The organism is Variovorax sp. W2I14 (assembly GCF_050435205.1).
Classification (GTDB): Bacteria; Pseudomonadota; Gammaproteobacteria; order Burkholderiales; family Burkholderiaceae_C; genus Variovorax; species Variovorax paradoxus_C.
In genome coordinates, this window is the sequence record NZ_JBNDJX010000001.1 from 5,271,605 (window position 1) to 5,284,959 (window position 13,355).

Genomic DNA, 13,355 nt, shown 5'->3' on the forward strand with positions numbered 1-13,355 from the left:
ATTGCCCCTCAGGAGAAGTCCGATGAACGCCCCGACCCAAACCTCGCACCTGATGCCGGCGCTTCATCTGCGCGACGTGCCCGCCAGCCTGATCGAGGGCCTCAAGGCGCGCTTCGGCGCCAACTGTTCCACGGCGATGGCGGTGCGCACGCAGCACGGGCGCGATGAGTCGTCGTTCGATGCGCCGCCGCCCTCGGCCGTGGTGTTCGCCGAGAGCACGCAGGATGTGGCCGATGCCGTGAAGCTCGCGAGCGAACACAGCGTGCCGGTCATTCCCTTCGGTGTCGGCTCCTCGCTCGAAGGCCATCTGCTCGCGGTGCAGGGCGGCATCAGCATCGATGTGTCGCGCATGAACAAGGTGCTGTCGATCAACGCCGACGACCTCACGGTGACGGTGCAGCCGGGCGTCACGCGCAAGCAACTGAACGAAGAGATCAAGAGCACGGGCCTGTTCTTCCCCATCGATCCGGGCGCGGACGCTTCCATCGGCGGCATGACGGCCACGCGCGCGAGCGGCACGAACGCGGTGCGCTACGGCACGATGCGCGAGAACGTGCTGGCGCTCGAAGTGGTGACGGCCGCGGGCGAAGTCATCCGCACCGGCACGCGCGCGAAGAAGTCGTCCGCGGGCTACGACCTCACGCGCCTCATGGTGGGCAGCGAAGGCACGCTGGGCGTGGTCACCGAAGTCACGCTGCGCATCTATCCGCTGCCCGAAGCCGTGTCGGCCGCCATCTGTTCGTTCCCGAGCATCGAGGCCGCGGTGCGCACCACCATCGAGACGATCCAGCTCGGCGTGCCGATCGCGCGCGTGGAACTGATCGACGTGAACACGGTGCGCATGGTGAACGCCTACGCCAAGCTGAACCTGCGCGAAGAGCCGATGCTGCTGATGGAATTCCACGGCTCGCCGGCCGGCGTGAAGGAGCAGGCCGAGACGGTGCAGGAACTCGCGAGCGGCCATGGCGGCAACGCCTTCGAATGGGCCAGCACGCCGGAAGAACGCACGCGCCTGTGGACTGCGCGGCACAACAGTTATTTCGCTGCGGTGCAGTCGCGCCCGGGCTGCCGCGTGATTTCCACCGACACCTGCGTGCCGATCTCGCGCTTGGCCGATTGCCTGCTCGACTCGGTGGCCGAGGCCGATGCGAGCGGCATCCCCTACTTCCTCGTCGGCCACGTGGGCGACGGCAATTTCCACTTCGGCTATCTGCTGGACCCGAACATCCCCGAAGAGCGCGTGAAGGCCGAAGCGCTGAACCACGCCCTCGTGACCCGCGCGCTGGTGCTCGAAGGCACCTGCACCGGCGAGCACGGCGTGGGGCTGCACAAGATGGACTTCCTGGTGACCGAGGCGGGTGTCGGCGCGATCGACATGATGCGCACGATCAAGCGTGCGCTGGACCCGAAGAACATCATGAATCCGGGGAAGATCTTCAGCCTCTGATCGCGATCTCCGTCACACACGAAAAAGCCCGGCGGCTCGCGAGAGCGCCGGGCTTTTTAGTGGCCCGAAGGCCGACTGTTCTTGCTTACTTGCGGCGACGCGCCGGCGCCTGCTCTGGCGGCACATAAGTCTGCGAAGGTGCCGCACCGCCATCGACGCCGAGACGGCCGCCGCCGCCAAGACCCTGGCCGCGCACGGTCTGCGCCTTGTAGTTGCGCAGCGAACGAACCATCTGGTTGAAGGCGTCCATGAACGCTGCGGCAATCACCTTGCCCTGCGCCGTGTTGGTGTAGCCGCCGAGGCCGCCCGCACCGCTGCGGCCGGCCAGGCCACCGAAGGCGCCGAAGTCGGTCTTGGAAGCGCTGCCTTCGGAGGCTGCAACCTGCACGCCCGAGCGGTTGTCGATGAGGGTCAGGAGCGCGCTGGCTTCCTTGGTCTGCATGCTGCCGCCGATGGCTGCGAGCGCGCGGCCACGGCCGCCGCCCACGAGGCCGCCGAGCGCGCCGCCGATGCCGCCGGCATCGCTGTTGCTGAACACGATCTCGGGGGACAGGCCGTAGTCGGAGGCGACCATCTGGCCGCGTCCGAAGTTGCTGCCGCCGCGCATTTCACCCGACTGCTGCAGCGCGCGTTCGCGCGTCATGGCGTTCATGCCGGCCGCACCGCGCTCGACCACGATGAAGCAGTTCGACTGCTGCACCAGCAAACGCAACAGATTTGCAGTAGGCGGCAGGCGGTATTCGCCGGTGAGGATGGTGTACCAGCCCGCGCTCTGGTTCTCGATCAGCGACACCGTGCCGAGCGGCGATTCGCAGCGCTCGAGTTGGCTGCTTTCGCCGGCGGTGGCTGAACCGGCGGCGCTGCCCGTGGCCATGGTCTTGGCCGACTGGCTGCCCATCTGCATGTCGGTGGTCGCGCAACCGGTGAGGAGAAGCGCGCCGACGGCGATGGCCGCGAGCGGGAATTGGGTGAACTTCATGAGCGGACTCCCTCTTGTTTCAGAGACATTGTCAGAGACGTTGGTTAACAAATGCAGCCGAAGGATACGCGTAAAGGATTGCAGTTATCAATCGAACGAACGACACGCCCCGATTTCAAAACTAGGCCGTTCGGCGGATGCGTTCGATCAATCCGTTCAGTGCTTCGATGGAGCCGAAATGGATCGCGAGCTCGCCGCTTTCGCCGCGCTTCGTACGCTTCTTGATGCGCACCTCGACCTCGGCGGTAAGCAGATCGGCCAGCTCTTCTTCCACGCGCTGCAGGTCGCGCGACTTTTCGCCGCTGTTGCCGCGGCGGGACGGGGTCAGCGTGAACTCGGCGGCGAGCTTCTTCACCAGCGCCTCGGTCTCGCGCACCGACATCTTCTTGGCGGCGATCTGGTTGGCTGCGGTGATCTGCGTGCCGCGGTCCAGGGAGAGCAGCGCGCGGGCGTGGCCCATGTCGATGTCGCCGGCCATCAGCATTTGCTGCGCGGGCTCGGCCAGGTTCAACAAGCGCAACAGGTTGCTGGCCGCGCTGCGCGAGCGGCCCACGGCCTGCGCCGCCATTTCGTGAGTGAGCCCAAACTCGGCGACCAGGCGTTGCAGGCCTTGAGCCTCTTCGAGCGGGTTGAGGTCTTCGCGCTGGATGTTCTCGATCAGCGACATCGCCGCTGCGGCCTCGTTGGGCACGTCGCGCACCAGCACCGGCACGCTCTCCAGGCCCGCCAGCTTGGCGGCTCGGAAGCGCCGTTCGCCCGCGATGATTTCGTACTCGGCGTTCTTGGCGGCCGCCGATTCGGCATCGAGCCGGCGCACCAGGATCGGCTGCATGATGCCCTGCACCTTGATGCTCTCGGCCAGCTCGTAGAGCGCGCCCTCGTCCATGCGCGTGCGCGGCTGGTAGACGCCGGCCACCATCTGGTCGAGCATCAGCGTGGTCGGGTTCGGCGGCGCGGCGCCCTCTTCCGTTCCCGAATTGCCGTGATCGGCGGCGGGTGCGGCCGTCGGGCCGAGCAGCGCTTCGAGGCCGCGGCCGAGGCCCTTGGGTTTCTTGGTCGCCATCAGTTCTTGTCTTTCGAAATGTCGTTCAGAAGTTGCCGGCCCTCGGGCCAGTCGCCCAGGCCGGATTCGGCGTTCAGGTGGCCGCCCTTGCCGGCGTCGACGAAGCGCGCGCCCCAGTCCTTGGCCAGTTGCCGCGAGCGCGAGGCTTCGCAGTAAGGGTCGTCGTTCGCTGCGATCAGCACCGAGGAGAAAGGCAGCGGCTGGCGCACGATCGGCGCCCAGCCCGGAATCAGTTGCCGAAGATCCTCACGCTCCACATCGCCAGGCGCCACCAGCAATGCGCTGGCTACTTTGTGCGTGTTGCGCGAATGCGCGGCCCAGGCCGCGACGAGGATGCAGCCGAGGCTGTGCGCGGCGAAGGCCACCGGACCGGGGGCCGCCAGCACTTCTTCTTCAAGTCGCGCGGACCAGTCACCGCGCAGAGCGGGCGCATCCATTCGTGTTGCTCGACACGGCGATCGCCATGGATCGACTCCCAAATGGTCTGCCAATGGCCGGGGCCGCTGTTCTGCCAACCCGGCAGCAGCAGGATGCGGGAAACTGTCATTTGCTAAGAACTTGATAGCGCCGTGCCGATTCGGGGCAGGCGTCAGAGGCTTTTTTCAGGGGTGGCATCGGATGCAGGCGCGGGCGCCAGCACGTCCTCGGGAATGGCGAGGTCAGGCGCGATGCGGTCGACCGGGGCGATCGGCGGCGCGACAGCCCCAGAAGCGAACGCGCTCGCAGGCGGCAATTTCTCGACCAACTCCTGCGCAAAAGCAATGAACGCCTGGCTGCCCCGGGCGGCCGGATCGAACACCACGCCCGGCAGGCCGTAGCTCGGCGCCTCGGCCAGCCGCACATTGCGCGGGATCACCGTGTCGAACACCTTGTCGCCGAAGTGGGACTTGAGCTGCTCGCTCACCTGCTGCTGCAGCGTGATGCGCGGATCGAACATCACGCGCAGCAGGCCGATGATCTGCAGGTTCTTGTTGAGGTTGGCGTGCACCTGCTTGATGGTGTTGACCAGATCGGTCAGCCCTTCGAGCGCAAAGTACTCGCATTGCATCGGCACGATCACGCCATGGGCGGCGCACAAGCCGTTGAGCGTGAGCAGGCTCAGGCTCGGCGGGCAGTCGATCAGTACGAAGTCGTACTCGGCGCCGACGGCCGCCAGCGCGGTGCGAAGGCGCTTTTCGCGGCGGTCGAGCGCCACCATTTCCACTTCGGCGCCGGCCAGTTCGCGATTGGCGCCCAGCACGTCGTAGCCGCAACCGCCTTCCACCAGCTTGTCGGCCTTGACGCGCGCCTCGGCAACGGAAGCCGATTCAAGCAGCACGTCGTACACCGTCAGCTCCAACTCGCGCTTGTCGATGCCCGAACCCATGGTCGCATTGCCTTGAGGATCGAGGTCGATCATCAGCACCCGCTGCCCCACCTTGGCCAGACCGGCGGCGAGGTTGACGGTGGTGGTGGTCTTGCCGACGCCGCCCTTTTGGTTGGCAATACAGAAAATCTTGGCCATGTCAGTTCAGAGGATCGGTCAGCGCGAGATCGCGAGCTTGACGCCAAAGGCGATCAGGAAAACGCCTGCCAGCTTTTCGAGCGTGCCGGAGATCCGGCGATTGGCACGGATGCGCTCGGCAAGGAAGTGCGTGAGCAGCGTCGAGGTCAAGCCATAGAGGAAGGTCAGCGCTGCGATCGTCACCGCCATCGCCCCGAAAGTGATCAGGCCTTGATGCCGTGCCGGATCGACGAACAGCGGGAAGAACGCCATGTAGAAGACGATGGCCTTCGGGTTCAGCAAGGTGATCATGAACGCTTGGCGGAAAAAGTGGCCCGGCTTGATGTTGAGGATCGGCGCCGAGCCCGGCTTGGCGAACAGCATCTTGAAGCCGAGCCACGCCAGGTAGGCGGCGCCCAGCCATTGCACCGCCTTGAACGCGGTCGGGTAAGCGGCCAGAACCGCCGACACGCCCGCCACCGCAGCCCACAAAAGGCACTGGTCGCCGACGATCACACCCGTCGTCGCTGCCAATCCACCGCGAATTCCGCCTTTGCTGGTCGAGGTGATCAGCGCCAGATTGCCCGGGCCGGGAATCAGGAGGAACAGGATGATGGCGGCGACAAATGCGCCGTAGTCAGCGATGCCAAACATGGAATTTGCCTCGAAGAAGAGAGCCAAGGGGAGGCGTCGAGTCTAAGCGAGGCCGGCGCGCGGAGGGCCGTTCGGGCGCCGGCTTTTGCCAGCGGCGCCGCATCTTTTACGGAATCAGACGGACGCTTTTCGCGCCCAGACGATGCAGCGCTCGGCGTCGAGGCCCGGAACCGTCAGTTGTTCCACGTGAAACACAGCCACTTCTGAAGGCAGAACAGCGAGCTCATCGCTGGGCGTCTTGCCTTTCATGGCGAGCCAAACACCGTCTGCCGCCAGTAAATGCTTTGAGCCATTGAAGAAGTCCGGCAGCGAAGCGAAGGCCCGCGAACTGATGACGTTGTAGTTGCCTTCCAGCAATTCGACCCGGGCATGCAGTCCGCGAAGATTGGGCAGCTCCAGTTCGACAGCTACTTGCTGGACAAAGGCCGCCTTCTTGGCGACCGCGTCCAGGCAACTCACGTCAATGTCCGGCCGCATGATTGCGATGATCACGCCGGGCAATCCAGCGCCCGAACCCACGTCGAGCAACCTGCCCTGCTTCGGATATTGGCGCTGCAGCGGTGCGATGACTGCCAAGCTGTCGAGCAGATGGTGCGTCATCACCCCGGCCGGATCGCGCACCGCAGTCAGGTTGTAGACCTTGTTCCACTTGAGCATCAACGTGCCGTAGGCCAGCAACTGCTCGGCTTGACGGTCGGACAAGGTGACGCCAAGCGCTGCCGCGCCAGCGCGCAGCGTATCGATCGGCGCGCTCATTCGGCAGACTGCGGCTCGGCGGCTGCTTCCGTGGCGGCGTCACGGGCGAAGGCTTTGTGCCCGCCCTTGCGCAAATGGATCATCAAAAGCGAAATGGCTGCGGGCGTCACACCGGAGATTCGCGAGGCCAGGCCCAGGGTTTCGGGACGGTGCTTGTCCAGCTTCTGGCGTACTTCGAAGCTCAAGGCCTTGACCTGCCCGTAGTCGAAATCGGCAGGCAGACGCAGGTTTTCGAAGTGAGCGGCGCGCTCCACCTCGTCATGCTGGCGCTCGATGTAGCCGGAGTACTTGGCCGAGATCTCGATCTGTTCGATCTCGGTTTCGCTCAGTGCCGAGCTGGCGCTGTACTTCCCACCGTCCAGCGACATCAGCGTTTCGTAATTCACATCGGGCCGGCGCAACAGGTCGGCCAGGTTGTATTCGTGCTCGATGGCCTTGCCCAGCACGCGCTCGGACTCGGCGGCTGGCAGGTTGCGCGGGTTCACCCAAATCGACTTGAGCCGCTCTGTTTCACGTGAAACAGCGTCGCGCTTTCGGCTGAAAGCATCCCAGCGCGCATCGTCCACCAGTCCCAACTTGCGCCCTGCTTCGGTCAGGCGCATGTCGGCGTTGTCCTCGCGCAGTTGCAGCCGGAACTCGGCGCGGCTGGTGAACATGCGGTACGGCTCGGTCACACCCTTGGTGATCAGGTCATCGACCAGCACACCCAGATAGGCTTCGTCGCGTCGCGGCAGCCAAGCATCTTCGCCACGGCATTGCAGCGCGGCATTGATGCCAGCGAACAAGCCTTGGGCCGCCGCTTCTTCGTAGCCGGTCGTGCCGTTGATCTGCCCGGCGAAGAACAGTCCCTTCACTGAGCGCGTCTCGAAGCTGCTCTTGAGTTCGCGTGGATCGAAGTAGTCGTACTCGATCGCATAGCCCGGCCGCAGGATGTGGGCGTTCTCCAGTCCCGGCATCGAGCGCACCAGTTGGTACTGGATGTCGAACGGCAAGCTGGTCGAGATCCCGTTCGGGTAGTACTCGTTGGTGGTCAGGCCTTCGGGCTCGAGAAAGATTTGATGGCTTTCCTTGTCGGCAAAGCGGTTGATCTTGTCTTCGACGCTCGGGCAGTAACGCGGACCAACGCCGTCGATCTTGCCGGTGAACATCGGGCTGCGGTCGAAGCCAGAGCGAATGATGTCGTGGGTGCGCGCGTTGGTATGGGTGATCCAGCAGGCCATCTGGCGCGGATGCATGTCGGCACGGCCCATGAAGCTGAACACAGGCATCGGCCCTGCCCCACCGGGCATGCCGTCGCCGGGTTGTTCGGTGCACTTCGAAAAGTCGATGCTGCGACCGTCGAGCCGCGGTGGCGTGCCGGTCTTGAGGCGGCCCTGCGGCAGCTTCAGTTCCTTCAGACGCGCCGACAGGCTGATCGCCGGCGGGTCGCCGGCACGTCCGGCCTGGTAGTTGTCGAGGCCGACGTGGATGCGGCCGTCGAGGAACGTGCCCGCTGTCAGCACCACGGTGCGCGCTCGGAAAGCGATACCCACCTGCGTGACGGCGCCGACCACGCGATCGCCCTCCACCATCAGATCGTCGACCGCTTGCTGGAACAGGCTGAGGTTCGGCTGGTTCTCCAGGCGATGGCGAATCGCGGCCTTGTACAGCACGCGGTCGGCCTGGGCGCGGGTCGCGCGCACCGCCGGCCCCTTGCTCGAATTGAGAATGCGGAACTGGATGCCGGCTTCGTCGGTGGCGATCGCCATCGCACCGCCGAGCGCATCGACCTCTTTCACGAGGTGCCCCTTGCCGATGCCGCCGATCGACGGGTTGCAGCTCATCTGCCCCAGCGTCTCGATGTTGTGGGAGAGCAGCAGCGTCTTGGCGCCCATGCGCGCGGCAGCGAGCGCGGCTTCGGTGCCGGCATGGCCACCGCCGACGACGATCACATCGAATTCTTCGGGGTACAGCATTTGAAAAGGGGGCGCACTACTGGGACGCGTGCGCTGCGCAAAAGGGGCGCCAATTTTAATCGGCGGCACCGTCTTGCGCCCGTTGTGTGGGCAAGCTAGAGGGCGATACCAAACTGCCCGCTTCGGCCCGCGGTTGCTTGATAGTTTGCTATGTATTCAATAGCAAACTATCGTTATCAGGCGGCGGTTTCAGCCAGTTGCGTCACCGGCACCGGCTTTTCGATGCCGACCAGCGCGCCGCTCGGGGCCGGCGCGGCAGGCGGTGGAACGCTTTCGTCCTGCAGCTCGCGCACCACGAGCTTCTTGTCCGTCATGCGCACCGCGCCGAAGATCGTGCAGAAGGCAACGTCCTTCGCGTCGCGCCCCGTGCCTACGCGCACCAGCCGGTCGACCGGCGCCATGCGGGTCGGATCGAACAGCACCCACTGCCCACCGAGCCAGGCTTCGAACACCGCATGGAAATCCTGCGGCGGCTCGTCGAACCACACATAGCCCACCACCAGCCGCGCCGGAATGTTGAGGGCACGGCAGAAGGTGATGCCCAGGTGCGCGAAGTCGCGGCACACGCCTGCGCGTTCCACGAACACTTCGCGCGCGGTCGTGGTCGAGTCGGTGCTGCCGGGCTCGTAGGCGATGCTGTCGTGAATCCAGTCGACGATCGCCTGCACGCGGCCGATGCCCGGCGGCAGGTCACCGAAGAGCTGCTGCGCGCAGCGCGACATCAGGTCCGACTCGCAGTAGCGCGTCGGCATCATGTAATGCAGCACCTCATCGGGCACTTCATTGACCGGCACTTCACGCAGGTCCGAAGGCACGTGCACGTGCGAGCGCTGCACCGTCGCCCTGTAGCCGATCTTCAGCGGCCCAGGCTTCGCATCGAACCGGATGAAGCGATTGCCGCTGCCCTCGTCGCAGAACACCTGCATCTCGGTCGGCGGCTCGATGGTCAGCGTCTCCTCGACCACCGCCTGTGCGCCGGAGCGCGCGGCCTCGATGTTGAGCAGCATGTGCGCGGGCGCCGTCACCTCGTAGTCGAGTTGCGCGTCGATGTGGGAGATGTGCATGGGGTTCTTTTTCAGGCCCGTCGTCGCCGCGAGCGGTGTTCAGGCAATTGCCAGTGTGTTTGCGTCACGAGCAGCACCCGCACCACGCGGTGCGCGGGGCTCTGCAGCAGCATGTCGAGCGACCGCGCCTGCGGCCACTTCGTCCTCGGACGCTGCATCAATCCAGCGCCTTTTTCACCGCGCCCACGCCCAGCGCTGCGAGCACCACGAAGAGCACGGCCAGCACGAGGAACAGGCCGAACAGCAGCTTGGCAATACCGGCCGCGCCCGCAGCCACGCCACCGAAGCCGAGCAGGCCGGCCACCAGAGAAATGACCGCAAAAATGATCGCGTACTTCAACATCCGAAACTCCTTGCAGCGGGCCTCGCCCACCGTGCGGGGAGCTTAGAAAGCGCGCTTCGCCGCCTTGATAGTCACGGGCCCCAAGCCACCGTAGGACAAAAACGCGATGCCGCCAAACCCGCTAGCATCCCCGGCGGTTTCCCATAAAGATCAACCTCGCCATCCGCATCCAATCCACATCGATTTCCATTGGAGTCATTTCGAATGAAGCTGTATTACTCGCCCGGTGCCTGTTCCCTTTCGCCCCACATCGCGCTGCACGAAGCGGGCCTTGCCTTCGAACCGGTGATGGCCAGCACCAAGAGCCACAAGCTGCAGGACGGCACCGACTACTACGGCATCAACCCGCTGGGCTACGTGCCGATGCTCGAACTGGACGACGGCACGCGCCTGCGCGAAGGCCCGGCCATCGTGCAATACATCGCCGACCTCGCCCCCACCAAGAACCTCGCGCCGGCCAACGGCACGCTGCAGCGCTACCGCCTGCAGGAGTGGCTCACCTTCATCGGCACCGAGATGCACAAGGGCTACAGCCCGCTGTTCAACCCGAACATGCCCGAGGAAGCCAAGACCATCTTCAAGGACAAGCTCAAGTCGCGCTACGAATGGCTCGACGGTCAGCTCGCCGACAAGCAGTACCTGATGGGCGAGCACTTCAGCGTGGCAGACGGCTACCTGTTCACCGTGACCAACTGGACGAAGCCGACCGGCGTCGACATCTCGGCCTTCGCCAACGTGCAGGCCTGGCATGCGCGCGTCGCGGCCCGTCCGGCGGTGCAGGAAGCGATGAAGGCCGAAGGCCTGCTGAAGTAAACCGAAGCTCACAGAAGCAGCGAATCGGCCGGGCTTCCCAGCTCTCAGGGAAAACCCGGCCCGCTTCAGCCACAAGCCGCACGATGCGGCTTTTTTTTCGCGTCACGCTAGGGGCAGCAACTCCAGACACCGAAGGAACCCAGCGCCATGGCCGAAACCCCTCCCACCGTTGACTTGCGCGAAGAGATGCGCGGGCCCGTGATGTGGCTCACCATCGACCGCGAGGAGCGGCGCAATGCGATCAACGCAGCCGTGCTCGCGCGCCTCTCCGATGCCCTCGCGCGCGCCAACGCCGACGCTGCCGTGCGCGCGGTCGTCATCACCGGCGCCGGCACGCGCGCCTTCTGCGCGGGCGCCGACCTGCAAAGCGGCACCGCCTTCAAATTCGACTACGCCGAGCCCTACCAGGGCTTCGCCAACCTCTTCCGCCAGGCGCGGCAATCGACCGTGCCACTCATCGCGCGCGTCAACGGCGCATGCATGGCCGGCGGCATGGGGATCATGGCGATGTGCGACATGGCCGTGGCCAGCCACAGCGCCGTGTTCGGCCTGCCCGAGGTGAAGGTCGGCCTCTTTCCCGCGCAGGTGCTCAGCGTGCTCGACGGCCTGTTGCCGCGCCGCGTGCTGGCCGAGATGTGCATCACCGGCGAGCCCATCACCGCTGCGCAAGCGCTGGAACATGGACTGATCAACCGCACGAGCGACGACGTCGATGAAAGCGTTGACTGGCTGCTCGGCCGCATGCTCGACAAGTCGCCCGCCGCCATCCGCCGCGGCCTCTACACGATGAAGAAGATCGAGGCGATGGCCTTCGAGGAATCGATGGCGTTCACCGAAAGCCAGATCGGCCTCTTCGCGCTCACCGAAGACGCGGCGGAGGGTCAGCTCGCCTTTCGCGAAAAGCGCAAGCCGCAGTGGAGCGGCCGATGAACGACAGCAGCAACGACAACGAACGCATCGTCCGCATCGGCGGCGCCTCGGGCTTCTGGGGCGACAGCAGCGTGGGCGCGCCGCAGCTCGTGGCCAGCGGACAGATCGACTACCTCGTGTTCGACTACCTCGCCGAACTGACCATGTCGATCCTCGCGGGCGCGCGGCTCAAGAAGCCGGAGCTCGGCTATGCGACCGACTTCGTTTCGGTCGCGATGAAGTCGGTGCTCAAGGATGTCGTGAAACAAGGCATTCGCGTGGTGAGCAATGCGGGCGGCGTGAATCCGCAAGGCTGCGCCGACGCTTTGGCCGCGCTCGCGAAAGAGCAAGGCATCGAACTGAAGATCGCCGTGGTGAGCGGCGACGACGTCTCCGCGCTGCTGCCCCAACTGCGCCAGGCTCAACCGCCGGTGCGCGAACTGCAGAGCGGCGCAGCATTGCCCGAACGCGTGCTCACCGCCAATGCGTACCTCGGCGCACGGCCGATCCAGGCGGCGCTCGATGCGGGCGCGCAGGTCGTCATCACCGGCCGCTGCGTGGACTCGGCCGTCACGCTCGGCGTGCTGATGCACGAGTTCGAGTGGCAGCCCGGCGACCACGACCTGCTCGCCGCCGGCAGCCTCGCGGGCCACATCATCGAATGCGGCTGCCAGGCGACCGGCGGCCTGCACACAGACTGGGACACGGTGCCCGACTGGCCGCACATCGGCTATCCGATCGTCGAATGCAGCGCCGACGGCAGCTTCGTCGTCGCCAAGCCCGCGGGCACCGGCGGCAAGCTCACGCCTGCGGTGGTCGGCGAGCAGATGCTCTATGAAATCGGCGACCCCGCGGCGTACCTGCTGCCCGACGTCACGGCCGACTTCATGCAGGTGCGCATCGAGCAGGCCGGCGAGCACCGTGTCCGTGTGCACGGCGCGCGCGGCCGTGCACCGACCGCGAGCTACAAGGTCAGCGCCACGTATGTCGACGGCTTCAAGACAGCGGCGCAGCTCACCATCGTGGGCTTCGATGCGGCCGCGAAGGCGCGGCGCACGGGCGAAGCGATCCTCGCGCGCACCGGCGAACTCTTCGCGCAATTCGGCTTCGGTCCCTACAGCGCCACGCACATCGAGATGCTGGGCGCCGAGTCCTGCTACGGCCCGCATGCGAATGCACAGGTGCTGCAGACGCGCGAGGTGGTGCTGCGGCTCGCGGTGACGCATCCGCGCAAGGAAGCGCTCGAGCTGTTCGCGCGCGAGGTGGCGCCGGCCGGCACCTCGTGGTCTCCAGGCACCACGGGCGCGGGCGGCGGTCGGGCCTCGGTGTCGCCATCGATCCGGCAGTACGCATTCCTGCTCGACAAGGCGCTGGTGGAGGCCAGCGTGAACCTCGACGGGCAGTGCATCGATGTGCCACGCACCCTCGCGCCCGTAGCGGCCGACATTGCCCGCGCCCCGGCCCGCAAACGCCACGCCACACGAAGCGGCACCCGAGGCCGCGGACACCGTCGAAGTGCCCCTCATCCGCCTCGCCTGGGCCCGCAGCGGCGACAAGGGCGACACCTCGAACATCGGCGTCATCGCGCGGCACCCTGCCCTGTTGCCACTGCTGCGCGAACAGCTCACCGAAGTGCGCGTGGCCGAATGGCTCGCGCACCTCGTCAAGGGCAGCGTCACGCGTCACGAGGTGCCCGGCATCGACGCCTTCAACTTCGTCTGCGAAGAAGCGCTGGGCGGCGGCGGCATGGCGTCGCTGCGCAACGACCCGCTGGGCAAGGGCATGGGGCAGATCCTGCTCGCGGTGCCGGTGCGCGTGAGCGCCGCGCTGCTGGCGCTGCTCCCATAGCACCAATCGGGACAACCGTGCGACAGCAGGGTTGAGGCCGG

12 protein-coding genes and 2 pseudogenes are annotated in these 13,355 nt (G+C 65.8%); 4 read left to right on the plus strand and 10 right to left on the minus strand.

Features of this window, described 5'->3' with window-relative positions; genetic code table 11:
* Nucleotides 1-22: 22 nt before the first annotated feature.
* Complete coding sequence (locus QF040_RS24610) at nucleotides 23-1,447, plus strand: FAD-binding oxidoreductase (protein WP_429613212.1); 1,425 nt, start codon at nucleotides 23-25, stop codon at nucleotides 1,445-1,447.
* A gap of 85 nt (nucleotides 1,448-1,532) precedes the next feature.
* Here the strand turns inward: QF040_RS24610 and QF040_RS24615 are convergent, their stop codons facing one another.
* The 10 genes and pseudogenes from QF040_RS24615 to QF040_RS24660 form a co-directional block, all read right to left on the minus strand.
* Nucleotides 1,533-2,426: a CsgG/HfaB family protein gene (locus QF040_RS24615; RefSeq protein WP_306883273.1), complete on the minus strand. Its 894-nt coding sequence runs from the start codon at nucleotides 2,424-2,426 to the stop codon at nucleotides 1,533-1,535.
* A gap of 121 nt (nucleotides 2,427-2,547) precedes the next feature.
* Nucleotides 2,548-3,489: a ParB/RepB/Spo0J family partition protein gene (locus QF040_RS24620; RefSeq protein ID WP_013538525.1), complete on the minus strand. Its 942-nt coding sequence runs from the start codon at nucleotides 3,487-3,489 to the stop codon at nucleotides 2,548-2,550.
* A pseudogene (locus QF040_RS24625) lies at nucleotides 3,489-4,036 on the minus strand (RBBP9/YdeN family alpha/beta hydrolase). The gene QF040_RS24620 and the pseudogene QF040_RS24625 overlap by 1 nt, the downstream one beginning before the upstream one ends.
* A gap of 42 nt (nucleotides 4,037-4,078) precedes the next feature.
* Nucleotides 4,079-4,993, minus strand: a complete 915-nt coding sequence (locus tag QF040_RS24630; RefSeq protein WP_307511838.1) for a ParA family protein — start codon at nucleotides 4,991-4,993, stop codon at nucleotides 4,079-4,081.
* Nucleotides 4,994-5,011: 18 nt separating this feature from the next.
* On the minus strand, nucleotides 5,012-5,626 hold the full coding sequence (locus QF040_RS24635) for a LysE family transporter (protein WP_429613213.1): 615 nt from the start codon (nucleotides 5,624-5,626) through the stop codon (nucleotides 5,012-5,014).
* Between the two features lie 114 nt (nucleotides 5,627-5,740).
* On the minus strand, nucleotides 5,741-6,382 hold the full coding sequence (rsmG, locus tag QF040_RS24640) for a 16S rRNA (guanine(527)-N(7))-methyltransferase RsmG (protein WP_429613214.1): 642 nt from the start codon (nucleotides 6,380-6,382) through the stop codon (nucleotides 5,741-5,743).
* Nucleotides 6,379-8,337, minus strand: coding sequence for a tRNA uridine-5-carboxymethylaminomethyl(34) synthesis enzyme MnmG (gene mnmG / locus QF040_RS24645; RefSeq protein ID WP_013538520.1), 1,959 nt, complete (start codon nucleotides 8,335-8,337; stop codon nucleotides 6,379-6,381). Before mnmG ends, rsmG begins: the two co-directional genes overlap by 4 nt.
* A 176-nt stretch (nucleotides 8,338-8,513) precedes the next feature.
* Nucleotides 8,514-9,401 (minus strand): transglutaminase-like domain-containing protein, encoded by an 888-nt coding sequence (locus QF040_RS24650; protein WP_306883279.1) that lies wholly within the window; start codon nucleotides 9,399-9,401, stop codon nucleotides 8,514-8,516.
* 11 nt (nucleotides 9,402-9,412) lie between these two features.
* The gene (locus tag QF040_RS24655) at nucleotides 9,413-9,559 is read right to left on the minus strand and encodes a hypothetical protein (RefSeq protein ID WP_307511830.1); all 147 of its coding nucleotides are present in this window, start codon (nucleotides 9,557-9,559) and stop codon (nucleotides 9,413-9,415) included.
* A complete protein-coding gene (locus QF040_RS24660) occupies nucleotides 9,559-9,744 on the minus strand; it encodes a DUF1328 family protein (protein ID WP_013538518.1) in 186 nt (61 codons plus the stop codon). Before QF040_RS24660 ends, QF040_RS24655 begins: the two co-directional genes overlap by 1 nt.
* Nucleotides 9,745-9,948: 204 nt before the next feature.
* Between QF040_RS24660 and gstA the strand changes: the two genes are divergently transcribed.
* From gstA to QF040_RS24675, 3 genes and pseudogenes are all read left to right on the plus strand, one after another.
* Nucleotides 9,949-10,557 carry a glutathione transferase GstA gene (gene gstA / locus QF040_RS24665; RefSeq protein ID WP_013538517.1) on the plus strand — a complete coding sequence of 203 codons (609 nt, stop codon included), beginning with the start codon at nucleotides 9,949-9,951 and terminating at the stop codon, nucleotides 10,555-10,557.
* Between the two features lie 147 nt (nucleotides 10,558-10,704).
* Complete coding sequence (locus tag QF040_RS24670) at nucleotides 10,705-11,487, plus strand: enoyl-CoA hydratase/isomerase family protein (protein ID WP_429613215.1); 783 nt, start codon at nucleotides 10,705-10,707, stop codon at nucleotides 11,485-11,487.
* Nucleotides 11,484-13,314: pseudogene (locus QF040_RS24675) on the plus strand (acyclic terpene utilization AtuA family protein). The gene QF040_RS24670 and the pseudogene QF040_RS24675 overlap by 4 nt, the downstream one beginning before the upstream one ends.
* Nucleotides 13,315-13,355 lie beyond the last annotated feature (41 nt).